The following is a 25,789-nucleotide window of genomic DNA, read 5'->3' on the forward strand; positions in this document are numbered from 1 at the left end:
GGAGCAGCGAAACACCATGAAAAACACGCAAAAGCCATCGGCAATGCCGATTCACAAGTACCGTCCGTTCCACGAGATGTTGAACGTCGACCTGCCGGATCGAATCTGGCCGGGCAACCGGATCACCCAGGCGCCGCGCTGGTGTGCCGTCGATCTCCGTGACGGCAACCAGGCACTCATCGACCCGATGAGCCCCGAGCGCAAGCGGATCATGTTCGACCTGCTCGTGAAGATGGGCTTCAAGGAGATCGAGGTCGGCTTCCCCTCCGCGAGCCAGACGGACTTCGACTTCGTCCGCAGCCTCATCGACGAGGATGTGATCCCGGACGACGTCACCATCCAGGTGCTCACGCAGGCTCGGGAGGCGCTGATCACCCGCACCTACGAGTCGATCCGCGGTGCCAAGCGTGCCATCGTGCACCTGTACAACTCGACCAGCGTGCTGCAGCGCGAGGTCGTCTTCCGCACTGACAAGCAGGGCATCATCGACATCGCGCTCGAGGGAGCCAGGCTCTGCAAGGCGTCGGAGCACCTCGCGCCCGGTACCGAGATCTACTACGAATACTCCCCGGAGAGCTACACCGGAACTGAGCTCGAATTTGCGGTCGACGTCTGCAACCAGGTCATCGAAGTATTCGAGCCCACCCCCGAGCGCAAGGTCATCATCAACCTGCCCGCGACCGTCGAAATGGCCACCCCGAACGTCTACGCGGACTCGATCGAATGGATGTCGCGCAACCTCGCCCACCGTGAGAATGTCATCCTGAGCCTCCACCCGCACAACGACCGCGGCACCGCCGTAGCGGCGGCCGAACTCGGGTACATGGCGGGCGCCGATCGCATCGAGGGCTGCCTGTTCGGCAATGGCGAGCGCACCGGCAACGTCGACCTGATCGCGCTGGGCATCAACCTGTTCACCCAGGGCATCGACCCGCAGCTGGACTTCAGCGACCTCGACGAGATCAAGCGCACGGCGGAGCACTGCACGCAGCTGAAGGTGCACGAGCGCAGCCCGTGGGCTGGCGACCTCGTCTACACCGCCTTCAGCGGCTCCCACCAGGACGCCATCAAGAAGGGCTTCGAAGCCATGGCTGCCCAGGCCGAGTCCGAGGGCGTGTCCGTGGACGAGCTGACGTGGGCCGTCCCGTACCTGCCGGTCGACCCGAAAGATCTTGGCCGCAGCTACGAAGCAGTCATCCGCGTGAATTCCCAGTCAGGGAAGGGCGGTGTGGCCTACCTGCTGAAGGCGGACCACGCGCTCGACCTGCCGAGGCGCCTCCAGATCGAGTTCAGCGGTGTCGTCCAGGCGAAGACCGAGGTCGATGGCGGAGAGGTGACCAGTCAGGAGATCTGGGCGATCTTCAACGACGAGTACCTTCCGGCGACGGATGCCGGCCACAAGTGGGGACAGTACGAACTGTTGCGTACCCAGACCTCGAGTAATCTGTCCGGCTCGGTGAAGCTGCACGCCGACCTTCGGGTCAAGGATGACGAGATCTCGGTCGAAGCGGTCGGCAACGGCCCGGTCGATGCTTTCCTGCAGGTGCTCGCCGGACAGGGGCTCGACGTGAAGCTCTTCGACTACGTGGAGCACGCCATGGGTTCCGGGGGAGACGCGTTCGCCGCAGCGTACGTCGAGCTCGGAGTCGGCGGGAAGACCCTCTGGGGGGTCGGCATCGACCCGGACATCGCAACGGCGTCGCTGAAGGCCATCGTCTCGGCTGTCAACCGGGCGCTCCGTCTCCGCGAGTCGGAGGAAAGCAAGACACTGATCGCAGCCGTTTAGCTCAGGAATTCGCTGAGCGTCACGGTCCCGTAGCGGTTCTCCGGCGTCAGGTGATAGCCCGCTGCGTAAGCGGCGAACGTCTTGCCGGGGAGCCGCAACGGAACTATCGGTCGGCGACTCCCGGTTCGTGCCCGGAACATGCCGGCCAGTTCCTTGCTGCTGAGGATTTCCGGCCCGCCGATGTCCGTTGCCCGACCGCTGGGTTCGGCTTGCGCGAGCTCGACGAGGCGCTTCGCGACATCATCGACCGCAATCGGCTGGATCGAGAACGCCGGAGCGAAAAGCACCGGCAGGAAGCGCTGCGCTCGGAACACTGCGAGCACCAGGTTGTGGAACTGCGTGGCCCGCAGGATCGTCCAGGGGATCCCGGAGCGCTCGACCAGTCGCTCGGCGCGAAGCTTCGTTCGGTAGTAGAACAGCGGATGCCGGTCGACCCCGACGATCGAGATGTAGACGAAGTGGGTGACGCCAGCACGTTTGGCCGCTTCGATGAGGTTGTGAGTGGCCTCCACATCCCTGCGCCCATCCGTCGCGCAGTGGATGATCGTGGAGATTCCCGAGAGAGCGGTATCCAGACCGGTGTTCGCTGACAGGTCGGCGACTGCGGTGTCCTGGCCTGGCCGGCGGGAGAGCACCCGCACGTGCTGCCCACTCGACCGGAGCGTGGCGACAAGCACCCGACCCAGGGTGCCAGTGCCGCCGGTGACGAGGATGTTCTGTTCCATGCTCATATTCTGCTCCAGCCGGCTGCCTCGGCCGTGCCGGTGGCGCCTCCCAGCCAAACCCGGGTTGGCATCCGATAATTGACTCATGCCCCTGTACCGCGATGAAGTCGTCGTGCTTCGCACCCACAAGCTGGGCGAAGCCGACCGCATCGTCACCATGCTGTCCCGGCAGCATGGGAAGATCCGGGCGGTGGCGAAGGGGGTGCGGCGTACCGCATCGAAGTTCGGTTCGCGGCTTGAGCCGTTCATGGTGGCCGACGCCCAGTTCTACGAGGGGCGCTCGCTCGACATCATCACCCAGGCCGAATCCATCGGTTCGTACGGTGCCGCGATCACGTCCGATTACGGCAGCTACACGGCGGCCAGTGCCATGGTCGAAACCGCCGATAAGCTGACCGAAGACAACGGAAGCCTGCAGCAGTACCTCCTGCTGGTGGGAGCCCTTCGCTCGCTGGCCCGTCGCGAGCACACCTCCAGTCTGACCCTCGACTCCTTCCTGCTGCGCTCGTTCGCCATCGCCGGGTGGTCGCCGAGCTTCCACGATTGCGCGATGACCGGGGCGCCCGGCCCGCACTCGGCTTTCGTGGTGCAGCTGGGCGGCGTGGTCGCCGACGCGGTCGCGCCCCCCGGCGCGCCACGGCTCGACAAGCAGACCCTGGCGTTGCTGTCCGCGCTCCTCACCGGTGACTGGCCGGTGGCGGATGCGGCGGATGAACGCACCAGGTCACAGGCGAGCGGCATCGTCGCGGCATACGCGCAGTTCCATCTGGAGCGGAAGCTGCGGTCGCTGGAGCACGTGGACCGGGCAACTCGCGAGTCGGCCCCCGCATGACACCGGCGCCCAAGACCCACCGCGACGCGCTCGACTTCAAGCCCGTCGACTGGTCCGGACTCTACCCACCGAAGCTGCCGGCATCCGTCGTCCCGGAGCACGTCGCCATCGTCATGGACGGCAACGGCCGGTGGGCGAACGGCCGGGGGCTCACCCGGGTGGAAGGGCACAAGGCCGGGGAGGCAGCACTGCTCGACGTCGTCGCCGGGGCGATTCAGCTTGGCATCAAGCACCTCAGCGTCTACGCGTTCTCCACCGAGAACTGGAAGCGGTCACCAGACGAGGTGCGGTTCCTGATGGGGTTCAACCGTGACGTGCTGCACCGCAGGCGCGACCAGCTCAACGACTGGGGTGTTCGGGTTCGCTGGGCCGGGAGGAAACCCCGGCTGTGGGCATCCGTCATCAAGGAGCTTCAGTTCGCCGAACGCCTGACGGCAGGCAACTCCGTGCTCACCCTGACCATGTGCGTCAACTATGGGGGACGCACGGAGCTGACGGATGCTGTTCGCGCCCTGGCCGAGGACGTCGCGGCCGGGCGGTTGAAAGTCTCCGGCATCACCGAGAAGGCGATCCAGCGAAACCTGTACGCGCCTGAGCTTCCGGACGTCGACCTGTTCATCCGCAGCTCGGGGGAGCAGCGCACCAGCAACTTCATGTTGTGGCAGAGCGCGTATGCCGAAATGGTCTTCCTCGACACCCTCTGGCCGGACTTCTCGCGCACCGACCTGTGGCATGCCGCCGAGCTCTACGCGTCCAGGAACCGGCGGTTCGGTGGTGCTGTGGATACGCCGACCAACTCCTAGGCTTGCAGCATGACAACGACGTCGGCCACGAGCCGTACCCCTTCCGTCGCGCTACGCAACGCGATCTCGCAATTCGATCCCGACGCCGTGCGCGGTTACCTTGGCGCCGCTTCGATCGGCATTCCCACCCGCGAGACGGTTGATGCGCAGCTGGCCGATATCGAAGCGTGGCGCACGGCGAAGCTCAGCCCGGGCGACTACGACCAGGTGATCGAGCGGACCAGGCGGCACTACGCGACGCTGGTCGGCGTCGATGCCGAGCGCGTCGCCATGGGATCCCAGACATCGGTGATGGTGAGCTTGTTCTGCTCCGCCGTCCCCAGCGGCGCCGAGGTGCTGTGCGTCGACGGAGATTTCAGTTCGGTGGTCTTCCCGTTCCTCCAGCGCGCCGATATCCGGGTGCGTTCCGTGCCGCTCGAGGCATTGGCGAGCGAGATCACCGAGAAGACCTGGCTGGTCGCCTTCTCCTTCGCGCAATCCGCGACCGGCGCCATTGCCGACGTTGATGCCATCGTTGCGGCGGCCACTCGAACCGGCACTTTCACGCTGTGCGACACCACCCAGGCTGCCGGCGTGCACCCCATCGACGCCGCAATTTTCGACGCCACCGTCTGCCACGCCTACAAGTGGCTCTGCTCGCCGCGCGGTGTCGCCTTCCTGACCATCAACGAACGGCTGGGCCAGCAGGTCACGCCGACCCAGGCCGGCTGGTACGCCGGCGACTCGGTGTGGGACTCCTGCTACGGCCCGGCGATGCAGCTGTCACCGTCGGCCCGTCGCTACGACGTGTCGCCGGCCTGGCCCGCGTGGATCGGCGCCGAGCCGGCCATCCGCCTGTTCGCCTCGCTCGATATCGCTGAAGTGTGGCAGCATGCGTCCGGGCTGGGCGACGCGCTGTGCGACGCCCTCGGGATGCCGCAGCAGCACCAGGCCATCGTCACCTGGGCTGACCCTGATGGCAGCGACCTGAAGCGGTTGACGGATGCCGGACTGACCGTGTCCGGACGCGCCGGACGCCTGCGCACCGCGTTCCACCTCTGGAACAACCTGAGCGACGTGGCCGCTGTCGTGGCTGCGTTGGGGCGGTAGCTCGGACAAGTAGGCTGGTAACCCTCACCTCGACCGCGCATCCAGCACGGTAAGACCTTTGGAGTTTTCTTGGCCAACGCCTCATCCCTCGACCCTGTCATCAACCTCGCCAAGCGCCGCGGGTTCGTCTTCCAGGCCGGTGACATCTACGGCGGATCGCGGTCAGCCTGGGACTACGGGCCCCTCGGCGTCGCGCTGAAGGAGAACATCAAGCGGCAGTGGTGGCAGTTCATGGTCAACGGTCGCGACGATGTCGTGGGCCTCGACTCCTCGGTAATCCTCCCCAAGAAGGTCTGGGAGGCATCCGGCCACGTCGATGTCTTCAGTGACCCGCTCGTCGAGTGCCTCAGCTGCCACAAGCGGTACCGCGCCGACCACCTCGAGGAGGAGTTCGAAGAGAAGAAGGGCCGCGCGCCGGAGGGCGGGCTGGCCGAGATCGCCTGCGCCAATTGCGGAACCCGCGGCCAGTGGACGGAGCCGAAGGAGTTCTCCGGCCTGCTGAAGACCTACCTCGGCCCTGTCGACAACGAATCCGGCCTGCACTACCTGCGCCCGGAGACCGCCCAGGGCATCTTCGTCAACTTCGCCAACGTGCTCGGTGTCTCGCGGATGAAACCGCCGTTCGGCATCGGACAGATGGGCAAGAGTTTCCGCAACGAGATCACGCCAGGCAACTTCATCTTCCGCACCCGCGAATTCGAGCAGATGGAGATGGAGTTCTTCGTCGAGCCGGGCACGGATGAGGAATGGCACCAGTACTGGATCGATGCGCGGATGTCGTGGTACACCGACCTCGGCATCAAGCCGGAGAACCTGCGACTGTTCGAGCACCCGCAGGAGAAGCTCTCCCACTACTCGAAGCGCACCGTCGACATCGAGTACCGCTTCGGGTTCCAGGGCAGCGAGTTCGGCGAGCTGGAAGGCATCGCCAACCGCACCGACTTCGACCTCACCACCCACTCGAAGGCCTCCGGTGTCGACCTGTCGTACTTCGACCAGGCCAAGAATGAGCGCTGGGTTCCCTACGTGATCGAGCCGGCGGCCGGCCTCACCCGGTCGGTGATGGCCTTCCTGGTCGACGCTTACGCCGAGGATGAGGCGCCGAACACCAAGGGCGGCGTCGACAAGCGCACTGTGCTGCGCCTCGACCGCCGCCTTGCACCGGTCAAGGCCGCCGTCTTGCCGCTGTCGCGTAACGAGCAGCTCTCGCCGGTGGCTCGCGAGTTGGCGGCCGACCTTCGCAAGTACTGGAACATCGACTTCGACGACGCCGGGGCGATCGGCCGCCGTTACCGCCGTCAGGACGAGATCGGAACCCCGTTCGCGATCACGGTCGACTTCGACACCCTCGACGACAAGGCCGTCACGGTGCGCGAGCGCGACAGCATGGAACAGGAGCGTGTCTCGCTCGACCGGCTGCAGGGCTACCTGGCTGAGCGCCTGCTCGGCGCGTAGCCGCCTTCAACCACGAAACACTGCCGCGCGCGGCCTTTTCCGTGGTTCGCGGCCACAAAAGTGACAGCGAACCACGGAAAACACCGCGCAGTGGTGAAAACTAGCCGGCGGTGTAGCCACCGTCGACGACGACCTCTGACCCGGTCATGAACGACGACTCGTCGCTGGCGAGGAACGCGATGACGTTGGCGACCTCTTCCGGCTCGCCCAGCCGGCCCATCGGGGTCGTGTTGATGAGGTATTCGCGGTCGGTGTCGCCGAGGATCGGCGTGTTGATGTAGCCGGGGTGGACCGAGTTCGCCCGGACACCCTTCTTGGCCCAGCCGAGGGCGGTGTTCTTGGTGAGGATGCGTACTGCCCCCTTGGCTGCCGCATAGCTCGGTCCGCCAAGGCCGCCCACGATGCCGTACATGGAACTGATGTTGACCACCGAGCCGTTGCCGGACTTCTGCAGTTCGGCGCTGGCGGCCTTCATGCCGAGGAACGCGCTGGTCTGGGTGACCGCGATGACCTTGTCCCAGCTGGACTGCGGGGTCTCCTCGATCGGGAGGGTGTCACCGATTCCGGCGTTGTTGACCAGGGTGGTGAGGCCACCATAGGTCTCGACGGTCTTCGCAACGGCCGCGTTCCAGTCGCTTTCGCTGGTCACGTCGAGGTGCACGTAGGTGGCCTGGCCACCGGCATCCGTGATTTCCTGTGCGACAGTCCTCCCTGCGTCGTCCTGGATGTCTGCGATGACCACGTTCGCACCACCCTGAGCGAACTGCAGGGATGCTGCCTTGCCGATGCCACTGGCTCCGCCGGTGACGAGTACGGTTTTTCCTGTGAATCGAGCCATGTCGATCTTCCTCTCTTCTGAGGCGTAGACGCCTCTCTGGTAATGCCAGTTATCTATGCAAATGCATGGAACACGGGTTCTATTCCTATCGCTGGGAATGTTGACACGAATGCATGAGTTGCACCGGGTATGAGCGAAAAGATCAAAGTCGACGTCTGGTCCGATGTGCAATGTCCCTGGTGCTACATAGGTAAGCGCAAGTTCGAGGCGGGTGCACAGGAATTCGGGGGAGAGGTGGAGGTCGAATACCACTCCTTCGAACTCTCCCCGGACACCCCGGTTGATTTCCAGGGCAGCACCGCCGACTACCTGAGCAAGCGCAAGGGGATGCCGCTCGACCAGGTGCACGGGATGCTGGCGAACGTGACCGGCATCGCCAAGAGTGTCGGTCTCAACTACGACTTCGACTCGGTCAAGCAGACGAACACGGTCAAGGCGCACGAGCTGCTGCACTACGCCAAGGCCCAGGGCAAGCAGCTGGAGATGAAGGAGCGCCTGCTGAAGGCCTACTTCGAGGAGGGCCACCATGTCGGGCGCATCGAGGATCTCGCCGACCTGGCAGTTGAGGTCGGCTTCGACCGGGCGGATGTCATCCGCTCACTCACCGAGGAGCAGTACCTGTCCGCCGTGAAGGCCGATCAGGCGCAGGCGATTGAGTACGGCATCCAGGGCGTGCCGTTCTTCGTGATCGACGGCAAGTACGGCGTCTCCGGTGCGCAGGAGGCTGCCACCTTTACGCAGGTACTGCAGCAGGCGCGCGACGAGAAGGCGGCATCAGCGTGAGCGGCCTCATTCCGCTCGGCGACCCCGAGGCGATTGCCTGCGAGGGCGATGCCTGCCTGATCCCACCTGCCGCTACGAGCGGGGAGCCAGCGGCTCGGTGATGTCGGCGACGGTAGCGTCGAACGAGGCGAGCAGGGCATCTGCCTCGACGAACAGGCTGATGTCGTGTTCCCCCGCCCCCAGCGACACCCGCTTGCCGACCATGCCGGCGTCGGCGTAGATCGGCCAGGCAGTGGTGCTGCCGAGCGGGGTGATGGTGCCGCGCGGGTAACCGGTGGCCTCGAGTGCCCTGGACTCGTCGGGCAGCGACAGCTTGTTCACTCCGATGAGGGCGCGCAGCTTCGGCCAGGAGATCTGGCGGTCACCCGGGATGAGGGCGAACAGGTACGAGCCGTCCTTGTGCTTGACCACGAGCGTCTTCACGATTCCTGACGGCTCGATGCCCAGCAGCTCGGCGGCGTGTTCGAGGCTGGTGGCCCCGACCCGGTCGACGATCTCGATATCGAGACCGCGAGCCGCGGCATCCGCCTCAACACGGTCACGTCCTGTGGGCTGGGTCATGGAACCACTGTAGTTCGAATCAAGTGGTGACTTTCTGGTGCAATTCCGCGCATCGCACTTAGTCTTTCCCCAGGGCATCGCCCAGGCGCCCGACCCTCCGGACGGGAAAATTGTGAGCGTAGACGAGGATGTACTGACCAGGCTCGACGGTGAGCTCGAGTGGTTGCGGCGCCTGTACACCGACCTTCACAGGAACCCCGGACTGAGCGGTGAAGAGACTGCGACCTCGAAGCTGGTCGCCGAGCACCTCGCGTCTTTCGGCTTCGAGGTGATGCGTCTCGGCGGCACCGGTGTTGTCGGAGTTCTCAGCAACGGCGACGGTTCGGTGGTGTTGGCCCGCGCCGACATGGACGCGCTTCCTGTCAGCGAGGCAACCGGACTGCCTTACAGCTCCGAAGTGGACGGGGTCATGCACGCCTGCGGGCATGACGTGCACGTGACCGCATTGCTGGGGGCGGCGAAACTGCTCTCCGATGCCCGCGAGTCGTGGGCTGGCACCTACATCGCCTTGTTCCAGCCGGCCGAAGAGACCGGTTCCGGCGCGCAGGCGATGGTCGACGACGGGCTCGTTGCCAGCCTGCCGAGACCGGATGTCGCGCTCGCCCAGCACGTCATGCCGCTTCCAGCGGGGACACTGGCTACGGCACCCGGGCCGGTGCTCTCGGCGGGCGATTCGATCAGGATCACGGTCTACGGGTCGGGTGCGCACGGCTCGATGCCGCACCTGTCGATCGACCCGGTGGTGCTGGCCGCATCCATCGTCCTGGGGCTGCAGACCATCGTTTCCCGCGAGACGAGGCCGGGCGAATTCGCCGTCGTCACTGTCGGAGCCCTGAATGCCGGCACCAAGTCGAACATCATCCCCGACCAGGCCACGCTGCTGCTGAACATCCGCACCTACGACAACCAGCTTCGCGCGCGAATTCTGGCATCGATCGAGCGGATCGTCGCGGGGGAGTGCGCCGCGGCCGGTTCGCCCAGGCCGCCGGATTTGGAACGGTACGACCAGTTTCCGTTGACCAGTAACGACGCGGTGGCGACCGACCAGGTGACTGCCGCCTTCGTCGCCCACTTCGGCGCCGAGACGGTGAGCCGTGCCGATCCGCAAACCGCATCAGAGGACTTCAGTCGGATACCGGATGCCTTCGGCGTTCCGTACACGTTCTGGTTCCTCGGCGGAGTCGATGCCGAAGCGTATCGGGTGGCGGCAGAAAAGGGCACGGTGGCCCAGGACATTCCGGCCAACCACTCGCCCCGGTTCGCGCCCATGATCGACCCGACGCTGTCGATCGGCGTTCAGGCGCAGGTGGTCGCCGCGCTGTCATACCTGGCGAAGGAGGAGTAGCACATGTCCAGTTCCCCGACTGTGACCAAGGCCGGAACCCAGTGGAAACCGACCGACGCCTGGTTGCTGGGCGTTGTCCTGGCCGTCATCAACTTCTGGCTGTTCGCCCAGACCCTGCTTAATGTCATCCCGGGAATCCAGGAGTCCCTCGGCGTCGAACGAACACTGGCCAACCTGGCGGTGTCTATCACCTCGCTGTTCTCCGGGATCTTCATCGTCGTCGCCGGCGGTCTCGCCGATCGGATCGGCCGGGTCAAGATCATGTACATCGGCATCTACCTGAGCATTGCGGGGTCGCTGCTGATCGCGATCACGCCGGAGCAGGCCGGTGCCATCACGGACGCAGCGCTGTTGGGTGGGCGCATCATCCAGGGCCTGTCGGCCGCCTGCATCATGCCGTCCACGATGGCGCTCATCAAGACCTATTACGAAGGGAAGGCGCGGCAGCGGGCTCTCTCCTTCTGGTCTATCGGTTCGTGGGGTGGCTCGGGGTTCACTGCTCTCTTCGGCGGCCTGATGGCGACATCCGTGCTGGGCTGGCGATCCATCTTCTGGATCTCCATCGTGCTGTCGATCCTTGCGCTGTTCCTGGTTCGAGGTACACCCGAGTCCAGGGCGGAACCGCATGCGGGTCACGATTCCTTCGACTGGGGCGGCCTCATCGCCTTCATCGTCGCCCTCGTGGCGCTCAACGTCTACATCTCGCAGGGTCCGGCGATCGGCTGGCTCAGCTGGAGCGGCATCGGGCTCGTCGCGCTCACGGTCATCGGGGTGCTCGCCTTTTTCGCGATCGAGACGAAACGCGCCGCGCCGTTCCTGAATCTCTCGCTGTTCCGTAACCTGACGTTCTCCGGGGCGACGCTGTCGAACTTCCTGCTGAACGGGGCGGCTGGCACGCTCATCGTGTCACTCGGGCTGGTCCAGGTCGCGGCCGGTATGTCGTCCCTGCAATCCGGACTCTTGACGATCGGCTATCTGGTCGCCATCCTCGCGACGATCCGGGTGGGCGAGAAATTACTCCAGCGTTTCGGGCCGAAACGCCCGATGATCTGGGGCAGTGCGATCGCCGGTGCGGGGATCCTGCTGACCTCCATGACATTCGTTCTCATCGAACAATATGTTGTGCTCGCCGTCATCGGATTCACGCTGTTCGGCATCGGACTGGGGTTCTATGCGACTCCGTCGACGGATGCCGCACTCGCGAACGTCCCGGACAACGAGGTGGGTGCCGCCTCCGGTATCTACAAGATGGCGTCGTCGCTCGGAAACGCGATCGGTGTCGCCGTCTCGGCCGCGCTTTATGTGGCTGCGCAGGCCATGGACCCGGAGACAATCCGCTCCTGGGGACTCTTCATCGGGGATCAGACGAACGTTGCCCTCCGCTTCGGCGGGGCCATCGGCCTGCTGTTCAACTTGTTCATCGTGGTCGTGGCGATCGTGTCCATCATGGTCACGGTCCCGACAGAGAAGGCTGAGAAGCGGCCAGAGGTGCCGGCGACGCCGTCCATCGGCAGCTAGTTCCCCCGAGTGGCGAGCCGCGCCCGAGTTTCTGGGAGAATTGTGGGGTGACAGTCCTCGACGCAACCGCCATGAGCACCTCCGGGGTGCAATCGGACGCGCCGAAAACTGACCTCCCTGCGCTCAGGATCGGGCCACTCGAGCTCGAGGTTCCGGTCGTTCTCGCCCCGATGGCGGGCATCACCAACACGGCGTTCCGCCGCCTGTGCCGCGAGTTCGGCGCTGGTCTCTACGTGAGCGAGATGATCACCAGCCGCGCCCTGGTCGAGCGCACGCCGGCCTCAATGAGGCTCATCCAGCACCACGAGTCGGAGACCACCCGCAGCATCCAGCTCTACGGAGTCGACCCGAAGACGGTCTCCGAGGCGGTCACCATGCTGGTCGCCGAGGACCGTGCGGACCACATCGACCTGAACTTCGGATGCCCGGTGCCCAAGGTCACCCGCAAGGGTGGCGGTGCAGCTCTCCCCTGGAAGCTCGGCCTGTTCCGCGACATCGTGGAGAGCGCGGTGAAGGCCGCAGGCGACCTGCCGCTGACGGTCAAAATGCGCAAGGGCATCGACTCCGACCACCTGACCTATCTGGAGGCGGCGAAGGCTGCTGAGGGTGCCGGGGTCGCCAGCATTGCGCTGCACGCCCGCACCGCTGCGGAGTTCTACAGCGGGCAGGCCGACTGGTCGGCGATCGCGAAGCTCAAGGAGACCATTTCCGGCGTTCCGGTGCTCGGCAACGGCGACATCTGGTCCGGGGCGGATGCCATCCGCATGGCCCGCGAGACCGGTTGTGATGGCGTCGTGGTCGGTCGCGGATGCCTCGGCAGGCCGTGGCTCTTCGGAGACCTCGCCTCCGCATTCCGCGGTGAGGCGGAGGTTGCCCGGCCTTCACTCGGCACGGTGGCCGCAACCATCCGCCGCCACGCCGAACTGCTGGTGGAGTTCTTCGACAGCGAGGAACGCGCCTGCCGGGACATCCGCAAGCATGTCGCCTGGTATTTCAAGGGGTATCCGGTCGGTGGCGAGCTTCGTGCCAGCCTGGCCACCGTCGAATCCCTGCAGCAGCTCGACGACCTGCTGGGCACCCTCGATTGGGACATGCCATACCCCGGGGAGGGCGCCGAGGGCCCGCGCGGTCGCGCCGGTACGCCGAAACGTACAGCGCTGCCGGAGGGCTGGCTTTCCAGCCGCGAGCTCGGCGACGTGCACCGAAGCCAGCTGACCGAGGGCGAAGCGGATACCACCGGTGGTTGACGCGGCGTACGGCGCACACGACACAGCGCGGTTCCTGCCGGAAGAGCACTACTCCCGGCGCAGCGATTTCGCCCGCGACCGGGCTCGGCTGCTGCACTCGAGCGCCCTGCGCCGGCTGGCGGCCAAAACCCAGGTGCTGTCCCCGACGCAGGGGCTGGACTTCGCCCGCAACCGCCTCACCCACTCGCTCGAGGTTGCCCAGGTCGGGCGTGAGCTTGCCACCAGCCTCGGACTGGACCCCGACGTCGTCGACACAGCCTGCCTCGCACACGACCTCGGACATCCGCCGTTCGGGCACAACGGAGAGCGGGCACTGAACGCCTGGGCAGCCGACATCGGCGGTTTCGAGGGGAACGCGCAGACCCTTCGACTGCTCACCAGGATCGAGCCGAAGGTCTTCGGGCCGGACGGTGCGCCGTACGGCCTCAACCTGACCAGGGCGAGCCTGGATGCCAGTTGCAAGTACCCCTGGCCGGACACACGCTCAGTGGCCGACCCGAGCGGTCGGGCCAAGTTCGGCTTCTATTCGGATGACCTCGCCGCCTTCGAATGGCTGCGTGACGGCGCGCCGGAGGGGAAGCTGTGCGTCGAAGCCCAGGTCATGGACCTCTCCGATGATGTTGCATACTCCGTGCACGACTTCGAAGATGCGATCGTCGGCGGGTATGTGGATGTCGCCGCCCTGAGCGCTCGCGTCGACCACGACGAGCTGGTCGACTCGATGTTCGCCTGGATCGGCGGCGAATTCGACCATGACGAGCTCATCGCGGCGTTCGACCGCCTGGCCAGCCTGGACGCCTGGATCGACACCTGGGACGGCAGCCGCATCGAGCAGGGCAGGCTCAAGAACCTGACCAGCCAGCTCATCGGCCGGTTCGGTGCCGGCGCGGTGAATGCGACGCGGGAAGCCCACTCTTCCGGATCCCTGGTGCGCTTCGGCGCCGACGTCGTGGTTCCGCGCGCGGTGCAGGCGGAGATCGCCGTGCTGAAGGGCATCGTCGCCGCCTTCGTCATGTCGAAGAACACGCGGCAGCCGATTTACCGGCAGCAGCGTGACATCCTGACCCAGCTGGCCACAACGCTCTTCGAGCGCGGTCCGGACAGCCTGGACATCGGGTTCGCCGCCGATTGGCAGGCTGCGCAGACGGATGCCGGCCGCAAGCGGGCTGTCGTCGACCAGGTGGCGAGCCTGACCGACCAGTCCGCCCTCACCTGGCACGAGAGGCTCATGCACTCCTAGCTACCGGCGCTGCAGCCCGGGAATCTCGGTTGAGCCCGGCTCGCCGGCCCGCGGCTTCCGCGGCTCCCGCAGCAGGATGCGATCAACCAGGCGGTCGGGCAGCACGCCCAACCCGCGCGAGATCAGCCCGGTGCGCTTCGGCACGGTGGCCTTCTCCCGGCCGGCGCGGATGGCGGCGACGATTCGCCTGGCCGCCTCGGCCGGCTGGATCATCCCGGGCATGTGCATGGTGTTGCCCGCGATTAGCGGCGTCTTCACGTAGCCGGGCGAGATGGTTGTCACAGTCACGCCGTGCGGCCTCAACTCGGCACGCAGGCTCTGCAGATAACGGATGAGCCCACCCTTGCTGGCTGCGTAGGCACCGTTTCCGGGCATCCCGCGCCACCCGGCGATGCTGGCGATCCCGACGAGGGTGCCCCTGCGCTGCCCGCGCATCCCGGAGATGAATGGCTGGAAGGTGGTGGCAACGCCCAGCAGGTTGATTTCGAGCATCCGCTTCATCACGGCCAGGTCGCCCTCTTCAGCGGTGTCGAACCCGCTGGCGACGCCGGCGTTGGCGATCACGACATCCGGCACCCCGAAGGCGGCGATCCAGTCCTCGGCGACGGCGTTCATGGCTGCGCTGTCGCTCACGTCAGGGGTGTAGCTTCGTGCCCGCGTGGGGGCGAGCGCGGCCAGGCCGGCCAGTATGGTCTCGTCGCGACCGACCAGGGCGACGGATGCTCCACTTCCCAGCAACGCTGCCGCCAGTTCGCGCCCGATGCCTCCACACGCTCCGGTCAGCACCACGTTCGTGATCTGTCTCATCCCTCACCCCTTCGCGAGTCGACTCTATTGTCCACCGGGCCGGGTCGGCTGCCGCCACCAGCCTAGAATTGGCCCATGGCCGGCCTGATTCGACGAAGCGACATCGATGAGGTCCGTGCTCGAATCAATATTGCCGATGTGGTCGGTGACTACGTCACGCTGAAGGGCGCCGGGGTCGGCTCGCTGAAGGGCCTGTGTCCCTTCCACGACGAACGCAGCCCGAGCTTCCACGTCCGCCCGCAGGTCGGCCGCTACCACTGCTTCGGCTGCGGCGAGGATGGCGACGTCTTCAGCTTCCTGCAGCGCATGGACCACGTCTCGTTCACCGAGGCCGTCGAGCGGCTCGCCTCTGGTCTCGGCTTCGAACTGCACTACGAGGACGGCGGGCAGGCGAACAGCGACCACGGCAACCGTGCGCGCATCCTCGCCGTCAACAAGGCGGCGGCGGAATTCTTCGTCGCCAGGCTGACGGAGCCGGATGCAGCGCCCGGGCGAAGCTTCCTGGGGGAGCGTGGGTTCGACTCCTCCGCAGCCGAGCGGTTCGGCATCGGGTTCGCCCCGAAGAGCTACGACGCCCTGAGCAAGCACCTGAGAACACTCGGATTCACGGATGACGAGCTGCTGGCCTCCGGCGTGGTCGGGCAGGGCGATCGCGGCTTGTACGACCGCTTCCGCGGGCGCCTGATCTGGCCGATTCGCGATGTCACCGGCCAGACCCTGGGCTTCGGCGCGCGAAAACTGCTCGAAGACGACTCAGGGCCGAAGTACCTCAACACGCCCGAAACCGCGGTCTATCACAAGTCGCAGGTGCTCTACGGGCTCGACCTCGCCAAACGGGACATCTCCCGCGGCAAGCAGGTCGTGGTTGTCGAGGGGTACACGGATGTGATGGCCTGCCACCTGGCCGGCGTCACCACCGCAGTCGCCACCTGCGGTACCGCGTTCGGCGTCGACCACATCAAGGTTGTTCGCCGGGTGCTCGGCGATGTCGACAACGCCGACTCGCGCGGGCTGGGGGAGGTGGTGTTCACCTTCGACCCGGATGAGGCGGGCCAGAAGGCCGCCAGCCGCGCGTTCAGCGAGGAGCAGCGTTTCGCAGCCCAGACCTACGTCGCCGTCGCCCCTGAGGGGCTCGACCCGTGTGACCTCCGGCTGAAGCGCGGGGATGACGCCGTGCGCCGCCTGGTCCAGGGCAAGAAGCCGATGTTCGAGTTCATGGTCAGGCGGGTGCTGGGGGGCTTCGACCTCGACACTGTTGAAGGCCGCGTTGCCGCACTGCGGGCATCCGCCCCCGTTGTCGCCGGAATACGGGACCAGGCCCTCAGTATCGGCTACGTGCGCAACCTGGCCGGCTGGCTGGGCATGGACCTGGGGGAGGTCGGTCGCGCTGTCAACGCCGCCAAGTCACGGTCGGCGGATGCCCGGGGCACAGACGCAAGGGACGCCCGACCGCCCCAAGCCGGGACAACCGCCGAGAACCCTGACGGCCAATCACAGGAGACCGGTCCGTCACTCGTGCACCTTCCGTCCGACCCCGCCACCAGGCTCGAGCGCGATGCGATCATGGCGATTCTCCAGCAGCCGCTCGAAGTGGGGCGTCCCCTGGTGGAACGCGCGGCCCAGACCGGGTTCTCCAACGCTTCGCTGGCAGTGGTCAGGGACGCGATCGCCGCAAGCCTGGACGCACTGGAATCGGCCGGCTGGCTGGAGCGCATCATCGACGAGGTCCCTGCCCCGTTCTCGATGCTGGTGAAGGAGCTCGGGCTGGCGCCCATCCCGGAGAAGTCGGGCCGCGAGCTCGCCGCATACTGCCAGGGGATCGCATCGTCGCTCATCGATCGCGACCTGCTGCGACGGAAGGCCGACCTGCTCGGACGGCTCCAGCGCACCGACAGCGCGCAGGAGCCGGAGCGCTATGCCGAGGTCCAGCGCGAGCTGGTCAGGGTGGAAGCGGAGCGGCGCGCTCTGCGCGAAGACTGATCAGCCGATCCGGGCTCATTGCAGATCCATAAACATTGCCCGGCGAAGTCGTTTGCTCCGGGCCATTGCTCGTAACCTGTGTTAGCAAGACATAGACAGCGCGCACGAACTGCGCCGCTGCGTCACCGGCGCCCCCAGCCCACCAGCCGGGGGTGCTCATCACGACAGAACAACAGAGAGGTAGACGGATATGACGTCCGGATCAAGCTTCAAGAAAAGAGCGCTGACAGTGCTCGGTGGCACGGCCACCGCGGTACTCGTGCTCACCGGTTGTGCAGGAGGTGGCAGTGGCGACGAGCCTTCGAGCGACGCCATCACCATCGGCACCACCGACAAGGTCACGTTCCTCGACCCCGCCGGCTCGTACGACAACGGCTCGTTCGCGATCATGAACAATGTGTACCCGTTCATCATGAACTCACAGCCCGGTACAGCGGATGTCGAACCAGACATCGCAGAGTCCGCCGAGTTCACCGCTCCCTCCGAGTACACGGTCAAGCTCAAGGAAGGGCTGACCTTCGCGAATGGCAACGAGCTGACCTCGTCGGACGTCAAGTTCAGCTTCGACCGCCAGCTCGCCATTGCGGACGAGAACGGTCCATCCACGCTGCTGTACAACCTGGAGGAGACCGAGGCTGTCGACGACACCACCGTCGTCTTCCACCTGAAGCAGGACAACGACCAGATCTGGCCGCAAATCCTGAGCAGCCCGGCCGGTCCGATCGTCGATGAAGAGGTATTCGCCGCTGACGCGGTCACCGACGACGACGCGATCATCGACGGCAACGCCTTCGCCGGCCAGTACGTGATCGCCAGCTACAAGTTCAACGAGCTGGTTCAGTTCAAGGCCAACCCCGACTACCAGGGCGTCCTGGGGGAGCCGGTCACCGACACCATCAACCTCCGTTACTACGCTGACTCGTCGAACCTGAAGCTCGACGTTCAGGAGGGCAACATCGATGTCGCGACGCGCAGCCTCTCGGCTACCGACGTCGAAGACCTCGAGGGCGACGACGGCGTCACGGTGAACTACGGTCCCGGTGGAGAGATCCGCTACATCGTGTTCAACTTCAACACGATGCCGTTCGGCGCATCAACGGCTGAGGCAGACGCGGACAAGGCTCTCGCGGTCCGCCAGGCCATGGCCGACCTGATCGACCGTGAAGAGATCGCCAGCCAGGTCTACAAGGGCACCTACCTGCCGCTGTACTCCTACGTTCCGGACGGACTGACGGGTGCCACTGAGTCGCTCAAGGGCCTCTACGGCGACGGCGACGGCGGACCTGATGCAGTCAAGGCTGCGGAGCGTCTCACCGGTGCCGGAATCACCGAGCCGGTCGTGCTCAACCTGCAGTACAACCCGGACCACTACGGCCCGAGTTCAGGTGACGAGTATGCGCTGATCAAGAGCCAGTTGGAGACGGATGGCCTGTTCACGGTCAACCTGCAGTCCACCGAGTGGGTCACCTACGCTGAAGAGCGTTCGGCTGATGTCTACCCGATGTACCAGCTGGGTTGGTTCCCGGACTACTCGGACGCTGACAACTACCTGTCGCCGTTCTTCCAGACCGACAACTTCCTGGCCAACCACTTCAGCGACGCTGAGCTGGACAAGCTGATTCCGGCGCAGGCTGTCGAGATGGACGCTGACACCCGTGTTGGGCTGATCGAGGACATCCAGGACAAGGTTGCGGCGCAGCTGTCGACCCTGCCGTTCCTGCAGGGAGCCCAGGTTGCGGTTTCCTCCGCTGGCGTGACGGGCGTGGCTGACACGCTCGACGCGTCGTTCAAGTTCCGCTTCGGTGTCATCGGGCGGGGCTAGTCGCGATCCGGTTACTATCGAATAGCTAAATCGGCAACAAACCGAATCGGGGGCGATCCGTGATTATGCGGATCGCCCCTTCGTTTCGGGTGCCTCCCGAACCAGATAGGCGACAATGACTTCACCCGCGCTGGCGGTCTCGGACCCACAAGGTCCGGTGGCGCCGCCCAGGAAGCCGAAGGCTTCCGGAGGCAGCAATCTTGGCCGTTACATCGTCACCAGGCTGCTCCTGATCATCCCGACCGTGTTCATCCTGGTGACCATGGTCTTCATGCTGATGAGGCTGATCGGCGACCCGATCACCGCAGCACTGGGTGGCCGGCTCTCCGCCGAGCAGCTGCAGGAGCGCATCCACGCAGCCGGGTATGACCGCCCGCTGATCGTGCAGTACCTCGAGTACATCGGCCAGGTGTTCACCGGAAACTTCGGCAGCACCATCAGCGACGGACGCCCGGTCACCGAGATCCTCGTGACCTATGGCGGCGCGACGCTGGAACTCGCCTTCTACTCGCTCATCGTCGCGTTCATCCTCGGCATTCCGCTCGGCATGGTCGCCGCCTACTTCCGCGACAAGTGGCCAGACGCCGTGCTGCGGGTCACGGCCATCCTCTGGTACGCCACGCCCGTCTTCTTCTCCGCGCTCCTGTTCAAGCTGGTCTTCGCCGTCTGGCTGAAGTGGCTCCCGGTCGCAGGCCGCGCATCCACTCGCACCGAGCTGGACATCCAGTTTCTCGAGAACCCGACCGGATTCCACCTGATCGACGCGTTCCAGACCGGCAGTTCGAACAATGTGGCGGATGTCCTCTCCCACGCGGTCCTGCCGGGTCTCGCTCTCGGGCTGCTGACGGCCGGCGTCTTCCTTCGCCTCGTGCGCACGAACGTGATCGGCACGCTCTCTGCGCAGTACGTCGACGCGGCCAGGTCACGCGGTGTCCGGGAACTGCGGTTGGTGACGAGGCACGCCTACAAGCCGGCTCTCATCCCGATCATCACGGTCATGGGCATGCAGATCGCCCTGCTCCTCGGCGGCGCGGTGCTCACCGAGACGGTGTTCGAGTGGAAGGGCCTCGGGTTCATGCTCGTGGAGTACCTGTCCGCGCGAGACTACGTCGCGGTGCAGGGCATCGTCATGCTGCTCGCGGTTATCGTAGCCGTCACCAACTTCATCGTCGACATCATTGCGGCGCTCATCGACCCGAGAGTGAGGTACTGACATGTCGGTAGAAACCATCCCCGACGTGCAGCGGTCCCGCCCTCCATTGTGGAAGCGACTCCCCGTCATCCACCAGCTGCGCCAGAGCGTCGGCCTCCAGCGCGGAATGCTGGTCGCCGGGCTCGTCCTCACGGGCATCTTCGTGCTGTGCGCCGCCTTTGCCCCGCTGCTCGCCCCGTTCGGCTACGGTCAACTGCGCGACGATAACGGAACGTTCGGCGCCCAACAGCCGCCGTCCGCCGAACACCTGCTCGGCACCACGGTCGGCGGGTACGATGTGCTCTCCCGGGTGATCTGGGGATCCCAGACGGCGGTTTTGGTCATCGTGATCGCGGTCCTCCTGTCGATTTTCGCCGGGGTGTTCCTGGGACTGTTCTCCGGATACCTGGGCGGCTGGGTGGACCGGGTACTGGTCGTCATCTGCGACGCTGTCTATGCGTTCCCCACCCTGCTGCTGGCCATCGTCATGGCCATCGTCATCTCTGGCGGTCAATCGAGCCTGTTCGGCGGAATCCTGGCGGCGGCGATCTCCATCACCGTGGTCTTCATCCCGCAATACTTCCGGGTGATCCGGGCGGAGACGGTCCGCATCAAGGCTGAGGCGTTCGTTGAATCGGCCAAGGTTCTCGGGGCAAGCAGCTTCCGGATCATGTTCCGGCACATCCTGCGGAACGCCACCAGGACGCTGCCGCTCATCTTCACGCTGAACGCGTCTGAGGCGATCCTGACCCTGGCCGGCCTGGGCTTCCTCGGCTTCGGCATCGAGCCGACGTCGGCGGCCGAGTGGGGCTACGACCTGAACAAGTCGATCTCAGACGTCACGAGCGGTATCTGGTGGACTTCGGTCTTCCCCGGCCTCGCCATCGTGATGGTCGTGCTCGGTGTCACCCTGATCGGTGAGAGCATGAACGACCTCGCCGACCCGCGCCTTCGCACCCGCAGACGTGCCGACGGAACACCCACTGTGGGGGCAGCAGCCGCAGTGGTCCCCGGAGGCTCCCTCGACGGGGTCGCCGGGCTGGACACGGCATCCGTTTTCACAATTGAGGAGGGACGCGCATGAGCACTCTGGTTGCTGGTGAAGAAGCGGTTCGCATTGACGATCTGAGTGTCACGTTCGCCACTGACGGCGGAGACGTCCGAGCTGTTGACGGCGTCAGCCTGTCCGTTCGCGCCGGCGAAGTGCTGGCGATCGTCGGCGAGAGCGGGAGCGGCAAGACCGTTACGGCGAAGACCATCCTCGGGCTACTGCCCGAGACCGCCACGACGTCGGGGGCGGTACTGATCGGCGGCACCAACGTCATCCGTCTCTCGGCATCGAAGCTGCGCCAGATTCGGGGCCAGGACGTGGCGATGGTGTTCCAGGAACCATCAACAGCGCTCAACCCGGTCTTCACCGTTGGCTGGCAGATCGCCCAGGGACTTCGCGCGCACGGCAAGTTCACGCGCACCGAAGCCCGGGCGAAAGCGATCGCCGTGTTGGAGAAGGTGGGAATCCCCGACGCGAAGAACAGGGTCGACTACTATCCGCACCAGTTCTCCGGTGGCCAGAAGCAGCGCATCGTGATCGCCATGGCACTGGTGCTGGACCCCGGGCTGATCGTTGCCGACGAGCCGACCACCGCGTTGGACGTCACGGTGCAGGCCGAGATCCTCGACCTCTTGCGCGACCTGAAAGACGAGTTCAACACCGCCATCGTGCTCATCACGCACAACATGGGAGTCGTCGCCGACCTGGCCGACCGCGTTGTCGTGATGTACGAGGGCAAAGTGGTCGAAGAGGCCGACGCGACCTCGCTGTTCGGAAACCCGCAGCACGAGTACACCAAGAAGTTGCTGGCCGCGGTTCCGCACATCGGCACGGGTGCCGCGAGCACCCGGGAGCGGGCGATGGACCGCGCGATGCTCGACACCAAACCACTGGTCGTCGCCCGTGACCTGATCATCGAATATCCCGGCCGCCTCGGCAGGCCGAGTTTTCGAGCCGTCAACCAGGTCAGTTTCGAGATCGGCGAGCGCGAGGTGCTCGGCCTGGTCGGCGAGAGTGGTTCGGGCAAGACCACGATCGGCCGTGCCATCGCTGGGCTCACGAAGGTCACCGGTGGCTCACTCGAGGTACTCGGGCAGGAGATGCTCGGGGTTCGTGAACGCAAGTTCCGGCCGCTCCGCAGCGAGATCGGTTTCGTGTTCCAGGACCCGGCAACCAGTTTCAACCCGCTCCTGACCATTGCAGAGTGCGTCGCGGAGCCCCTGCTCGTCCACGGCAGGACCCAGAGCGCCCAGGCGGCCCGTAAGCAGGTCGATGAGCTGCTGGAGGCGGTGCAACTGCCCAAGAGCTTCGGTGACCGTTACCCGCACGAACTCAGTGGTGGGCAGCGGCAGCGCGCCAGCCTGGCCCGCTCGCTGGCGCTGAAACCGAAGCTCCTGATCGCCGACGAGCCGACCAGCGCACTGGATGTGTCGGTGCAGGCCAAGGTCCTCGAGCTCTTTGCAGAGCTCCAGCGCGACTTCGGCTTCGCCGCCCTGTTCATCAGCCACGACCTGGCTGTCGTCGACCTCCTCGCCGACCGGATCGGCGTACTCTTCCACGGTGAGCTCGTCGAGGAGGGCCTGGGGGAGCAGGTCCTGGGTGCCCCACAGCATCCGTACACTCAGCGACTGCTCGCCTCATTGCCGGTGCCCAACCCGAAGGAGCAGGCGGAGCGTCGCAGGGAACTGCACCGCTTGAGACACAACGGAGCGTGAGCCGCATGGTCGATCTCGACTCGGCCGGCGACGTGCCGGAAGTGGTGGTCTCAGCGCGGGACCTTTCGGTGCACTATCGCACTCGCAATTCCGCCTCATACTCGCTTGCTGTCTCCGGGGTCAGCTTCGACCTCGCGGAGGGCGAGGTGCTCGGCGTCGTCGGGGAATCCGGGTCAGGAAAGTCGTCCCTGGCCTTCACCGTGGCGGCGAGAGCGGGACGCGGCCTCATCGATGACGGCATCGCGGAGATCTGCGGCGGCACCCTCAGCGTCTACGGAACCGAGGTGCGCGGCGTGACCGCCAGGCAACGCAACCGGCTGACCCTGCGTGTCGGCTACCTGCCTCAGGATGGGGCCGTGCGCCTCGACCCGCGGTTGACGGTCGCCGAGAATGTGGCAGAGCCGATCTACCAGCGTGATCGCCGATTCGACCAGTACGAGGCAGCGGATGCTGTCGCTGCCCTCATCGACTCCGTGCGGTTGTCCCTCGGCATGATGAACCGGATGCCGCACGAGTTGAGCAGCGGGCAACGCCAGCGGGTCGCGCTCGCCCGTGCGCTGATCCTCGAGCCGACACTGCTGGTCGCCGACGAGCCGACCAGGGGTGTCGACGCGACGGTGCGGGAGGGAGTGCTCGACGTGATCCGCGAGTTGCAGGCTGAGCGCAGGTTCTCCGCGTTGATCGTGAGCAGCGATATCGGGGTTGTCGACAGGGTCGCGGATCGGGTCGCCGTGCTGCAGCATGGAATCATGATCGGGCTCGGAACTCTGGACGAAGTGCTGGCCGCCCCAACGCATCCGTACCTGAAGGGGCTGGCTGCGGCCCGACGTTCACCAGCTCATCCGGAGGTTCACCATGCCTGAATCATTCGAAGGTCACGTTCCGCCGCAACATCGGGCAGTCATGGGGTCCGAGCTGGTCGAACAGGTTGCCGGCGACCGGCGCCCGAACCCGGGGCCCATCGCGCTCCTGCCCGAGTCGAAGCCTCTGTTCGAGAACGCGGTACGCCATGCCGGGGGAGCGCTGGCCGAACTGGGTCCCCAGACCCGCGGCCTGGTCTGGCTGGCATCGAAGGGTGCAGCCGAGCTGGCAAAGGTATTGGACGCCAACCCGCAGATCGAGTGGGTGCAGCTGCCCTGGGCTGGGGTGGACGCGTTTGCCGACGTTCTCGCCCAGCACACAGATTCCGCGTTACCTCTCTGGACGAGCGCGAAAGGTGCATACGCCCAACCGGTTGCCGAGCACGCGCTGATGCTCGCACTGTCCCTTCTGCGGGTGATCCCCACCCGGGTTCGTGCCCGCAGCTGGTCGACACTGCCAGAAGGGCGTTCGCTCTACGGACTGAACGTCGTGCTCATCGGAGCGGGCGGTATCGCGGTCGAACTGACGCGCCTGCTGCAACCGTTCGGCGTGCGGTTGACCGTGGTTCGCCGCAGCACTGACCCGTTCCCCGGCGCCGACCGGACCGTGACCGCGGACCAGCTCCACGAGGTACTGCCAACGGCTGACGTGGTCTTTGTGGCGGCAGCCATGACGACGGGAACGGCGAACCTCATCGGGGCAGAAGAGCTCCAACTCATGAAGACTTCCGCCGTACTCGTCAACGTTGCGCGCGGCGGCCTGATCGACACGGATGCCCTCACCGCAGGCCTCGCTGACGGATCCATCCACGGGGCCGGGCTCGATGTCACCAATCCGGAGCCACTCCCGGACGGACATCCGCTCTGGGACGAGCCTCGCGTGATCATCACGCCACACAGTGCGGATACTCCCGATATGACCGGTCCGCTGCTCGCCGAACGCCTGCGGCTGAACGTGGAAGCTTTCCTCGACCACGGCAGATTCGTGGGCGTTGTCGACCCGAAAGCGGGTTACTGAGCACGAAACGCGGGTGCCGATTTGGTCGTACCCGAATCCTTGGTAAAGTAGCCAAGCTGTTTCAGCAATCCTCGATAGCTCAATTGGCAGAGCAGCCGGCTGTTAACCGGCAGGTTGATGGTTCGAGTCCATCTCGGGGAGCACAGCGTGCGGCCCGGTCTCTTCGGAGGCCGGGCCGTCAGCCGATGAGCCATAGTTCAGGAGTCGTAGATGGACGCGTTGCTCGGTGAGGATGCGTCCCAGACGACAGTCATCCTCGCGGTGGCATCCGCCGCGCTTCTGCTTCTTGCGCTGGTGTTCCTGCTGTTGTGGGTGCGGGCTTCGCGCCGTCGACGGCGCGAGTCGGCCGTTCGTGCCGAGAGTGAACGATCACTCCTCGACCTGGACTCCTTGCTGGCAGAGCAGACTGCCCGGTTGCGCATGGTCGGTGAACTGGGTGGTGTCGCCGTCAGCTCCATCACGGCCATCGTCAGGCAGGCGGATGGCGCGCGGTATGCAGCCGAGAGCGACCCGGGTGCAGCGGTGCGTTCGGTCGCGTCCATCGCGGACGCCGCCCGGGCCACGCTCGATGACCTGCGCCGCGTCACCGACATCGTGAAGCACGGCGAGGCGGATGCCGGTGCGCAGCCTGGCATCAAAACGGCCAGGGAGCTGTTTCGCGTCATGCGCGAGGCGGGGCTTGAGATCCGGTTCGAGGAGACGGGCGAACGCTTCGAGCTGAAGTCCGGTGCGGAGCTTGCGATCTACCGCATCCTGCAGGAGTCGCTGTCGAACGCGTTGAAGTACGGCGGGGAAGGTACCTCGGTCACCGTGGCCTTCCGCTGGAGTGACCAAGGCATCCGTGTCCTGATTGACGACGACGGCATCCGTGCTGCGACCCGCCGCGAGGGCGACGACCCGAACAGCCTCGCCAAGGCCGGCGGTTACACCGTTGATGAGGACGCAGCTGCCCTGACCTCCACACCGAGTGGCCCCGGCATCACTGAGATGCGGGAGCGTGCAGAGTTGTTCGGGGGAGTGTTCCACGCTGAGACGGTTCCCGGCGTAGGTTTCTCGGTTGCCGTCACCTTCCCTGCGCTTCGAACCGGGCCGCTCGCCGACCGCGAACGGATGTCGTAGCCA

The 25,789-nt window shown here is 65.6% G+C and carries 22 protein-coding genes and 1 tRNA gene; 19 read left to right on the forward strand and 4 right to left on the reverse strand.

All coding sequences use genetic code 11. The annotated features are described in order from the left end of the window. The first annotated feature begins 16 nt into the window (after positions 1 to 16). Positions 17 to 1,786 (forward strand): 2-isopropylmalate synthase, encoded by a 1,770-nt coding sequence (gene leuA / locus ACX3PH_RS07690; protein ID WP_459091071.1) that lies wholly within the window; start codon positions 17 to 19, stop codon positions 1,784 to 1,786. Here leuA and ACX3PH_RS07695 read toward each other — a convergent pair. Further along, the gene (locus ACX3PH_RS07695) at positions 1,783 to 2,511 is read right to left on the reverse strand and encodes an SDR family oxidoreductase (RefSeq protein WP_459091073.1); all 729 of its coding nucleotides are present in this window, start codon (positions 2,509 to 2,511) and stop codon (positions 1,783 to 1,785) included. The two genes, leuA and ACX3PH_RS07695, sit on opposite strands and share 4 nt — an antisense overlap. An 85-nt stretch (positions 2,512 to 2,596) precedes the next feature. Here ACX3PH_RS07695 and recO point away from each other — a divergent pair, with 85 nt between their 5' ends. The 4 genes from recO to ACX3PH_RS07715 all read left to right on the forward strand — a co-directional run bounded on the left by recO (position 2,597) and on the right by ACX3PH_RS07715 (position 6,690). Continuing rightward, on the forward strand, positions 2,597 to 3,343 hold the full coding sequence (gene recO / locus ACX3PH_RS07700) for a DNA repair protein RecO (RefSeq protein ID WP_459091075.1): 747 nt from the start codon (positions 2,597 to 2,599) through the stop codon (positions 3,341 to 3,343). Continuing rightward, positions 3,340 to 4,146 (forward strand): isoprenyl transferase, encoded by an 807-nt coding sequence (locus ACX3PH_RS07705; RefSeq protein WP_459091077.1) that lies wholly within the window; start codon positions 3,340 to 3,342, stop codon positions 4,144 to 4,146. Before recO ends, ACX3PH_RS07705 begins: the two co-directional genes overlap by 4 nt. A 9-nt stretch (positions 4,147 to 4,155) precedes the next feature. Next, positions 4,156 to 5,235: an aminotransferase class V-fold PLP-dependent enzyme gene (locus ACX3PH_RS07710; RefSeq protein WP_459091079.1), complete on the forward strand. Its 1,080-nt coding sequence runs from the start codon at positions 4,156 to 4,158 to the stop codon at positions 5,233 to 5,235. Between the two features lie 69 nt (positions 5,236 to 5,304). Then, positions 5,305 to 6,690: a glycine--tRNA ligase gene (locus ACX3PH_RS07715; protein WP_459091082.1), complete on the forward strand. Its 1,386-nt coding sequence runs from the start codon at positions 5,305 to 5,307 to the stop codon at positions 6,688 to 6,690. A 100-nt stretch (positions 6,691 to 6,790) separates the two neighbouring features. Here the strand turns inward: ACX3PH_RS07715 and ACX3PH_RS07720 are convergent, their stop codons facing one another. Beyond that, positions 6,791 to 7,528, reverse strand: a complete 738-nt coding sequence (locus ACX3PH_RS07720; protein WP_459091084.1) for an SDR family NAD(P)-dependent oxidoreductase — start codon at positions 7,526 to 7,528, stop codon at positions 6,791 to 6,793. A 129-nt stretch (positions 7,529 to 7,657) separates the two neighbouring features. On the opposite strand from ACX3PH_RS07720, the gene ACX3PH_RS07725 reads away from it, so the two are divergent. Further along, on the forward strand, positions 7,658 to 8,311 hold the full coding sequence (locus ACX3PH_RS07725; protein WP_459091086.1) for a DsbA family oxidoreductase: 654 nt from the start codon (positions 7,658 to 7,660) through the stop codon (positions 8,309 to 8,311). A gap of 72 nt (positions 8,312 to 8,383) precedes the next feature. On the opposite strand, the gene ACX3PH_RS07730 is transcribed toward ACX3PH_RS07725, so the two are convergent. Beyond that, positions 8,384 to 8,872, reverse strand: a complete 489-nt coding sequence (locus tag ACX3PH_RS07730; RefSeq protein ID WP_459091088.1) for an aminoacyl-tRNA deacylase — start codon at positions 8,870 to 8,872, stop codon at positions 8,384 to 8,386. Positions 8,873 to 8,984: 112 nt separating this feature from the next. Here ACX3PH_RS07730 and ACX3PH_RS07735 point away from each other — a divergent pair, with 112 nt between their 5' ends. The 4 genes from ACX3PH_RS07735 (at position 8,985) to ACX3PH_RS07750 (ending at position 14,222) form a co-directional block, all read left to right on the forward strand. Then, entirely contained in the window at positions 8,985 to 10,217 is a 1,233-nt protein-coding gene (locus ACX3PH_RS07735) for an amidohydrolase (protein ID WP_459091090.1), read from the forward strand. Positions 10,218 to 10,220: 3 nt separating this feature from the next. Further along, on the forward strand, positions 10,221 to 11,735 hold the full coding sequence (locus tag ACX3PH_RS07740; RefSeq protein WP_459091092.1) for an MFS transporter: 1,515 nt from the start codon (positions 10,221 to 10,223) through the stop codon (positions 11,733 to 11,735). A gap of 71 nt (positions 11,736 to 11,806) precedes the next feature. After that, positions 11,807 to 12,982, forward strand: a complete 1,176-nt coding sequence (dusB, locus tag ACX3PH_RS07745; RefSeq protein WP_459091462.1) for a tRNA dihydrouridine synthase DusB — start codon at positions 11,807 to 11,809, stop codon at positions 12,980 to 12,982. Beyond that, complete coding sequence (locus tag ACX3PH_RS07750) at positions 12,975 to 14,222, forward strand: deoxyguanosinetriphosphate triphosphohydrolase (RefSeq protein WP_459091094.1); 1,248 nt, start codon at positions 12,975 to 12,977, stop codon at positions 14,220 to 14,222. The genes dusB and ACX3PH_RS07750 overlap by 8 nt, the downstream gene beginning before the upstream one ends. Here the strand turns inward: ACX3PH_RS07750 and ACX3PH_RS07755 are convergent, their stop codons facing one another. After that, positions 14,223 to 15,029: an SDR family oxidoreductase gene (locus ACX3PH_RS07755; protein ID WP_459091096.1), complete on the reverse strand. Its 807-nt coding sequence runs from the start codon at positions 15,027 to 15,029 to the stop codon at positions 14,223 to 14,225. Positions 15,030 to 15,104: 75 nt separating this feature from the next. Here ACX3PH_RS07755 and dnaG point away from each other — a divergent pair, with 75 nt between their 5' ends. The 9 genes from dnaG to ACX3PH_RS07800 all read left to right on the forward strand — a co-directional run bounded on the left by dnaG (position 15,105) and on the right by ACX3PH_RS07800 (position 25,786). Beyond that, positions 15,105 to 17,009, forward strand: coding sequence for a DNA primase (dnaG, locus tag ACX3PH_RS07760; RefSeq protein WP_459091098.1), 1,905 nt, complete (start codon positions 15,105 to 15,107; stop codon positions 17,007 to 17,009). A gap of 190 nt (positions 17,010 to 17,199) precedes the next feature. Then, positions 17,200 to 18,831, forward strand: a complete 1,632-nt coding sequence (locus ACX3PH_RS07765; protein WP_459091100.1) for an ABC transporter substrate-binding protein — start codon at positions 17,200 to 17,202, stop codon at positions 18,829 to 18,831. A 115-nt stretch (positions 18,832 to 18,946) separates the two neighbouring features. Next, positions 18,947 to 20,044, forward strand: a complete 1,098-nt coding sequence (locus tag ACX3PH_RS07770) for an ABC transporter permease (RefSeq protein ID WP_459091102.1) — start codon at positions 18,947 to 18,949, stop codon at positions 20,042 to 20,044. 1 nt (position 20,045) lies between these two features. Further along, on the forward strand, positions 20,046 to 21,107 hold the full coding sequence (locus ACX3PH_RS07775; RefSeq protein ID WP_459091104.1) for an ABC transporter permease: 1,062 nt from the start codon (positions 20,046 to 20,048) through the stop codon (positions 21,105 to 21,107). Then, positions 21,104 to 22,789 carry an ABC transporter ATP-binding protein gene (locus tag ACX3PH_RS07780; RefSeq protein WP_459091106.1) on the forward strand — a complete coding sequence of 562 codons (1,686 nt, stop codon included), beginning with the start codon at positions 21,104 to 21,106 and terminating at the stop codon, positions 22,787 to 22,789. The genes ACX3PH_RS07775 and ACX3PH_RS07780 overlap by 4 nt, the downstream gene beginning before the upstream one ends. Before the next feature lie 5 nt (positions 22,790 to 22,794). Then, a complete protein-coding gene (locus ACX3PH_RS07785; protein ID WP_459091108.1) occupies positions 22,795 to 23,652 on the forward strand; it encodes an ATP-binding cassette domain-containing protein in 858 nt (285 codons plus the stop codon). Further along, a complete protein-coding gene (locus ACX3PH_RS07790) occupies positions 23,645 to 24,667 on the forward strand; it encodes a D-isomer specific 2-hydroxyacid dehydrogenase family protein (protein WP_459091110.1) in 1,023 nt (340 codons plus the stop codon). Before ACX3PH_RS07785 ends, ACX3PH_RS07790 begins: the two co-directional genes overlap by 8 nt. 68 nt (positions 24,668 to 24,735) lie before the next feature. Further along, positions 24,736 to 24,808: transfer RNA gene (locus ACX3PH_RS07795), tRNA-Asn, on the forward strand. Between the two features lie 69 nt (positions 24,809 to 24,877). Then, positions 24,878 to 25,786 carry a sensor histidine kinase gene (locus tag ACX3PH_RS07800; protein WP_459091112.1) on the forward strand — a complete coding sequence of 303 codons (909 nt, stop codon included), beginning with the start codon at positions 24,878 to 24,880 and terminating at the stop codon, positions 25,784 to 25,786. Positions 25,787 to 25,789: the final 3 nt, after the last annotated feature.

It is taken from the genome of Homoserinimonas sp. A520 (assembly GCF_054489245.1).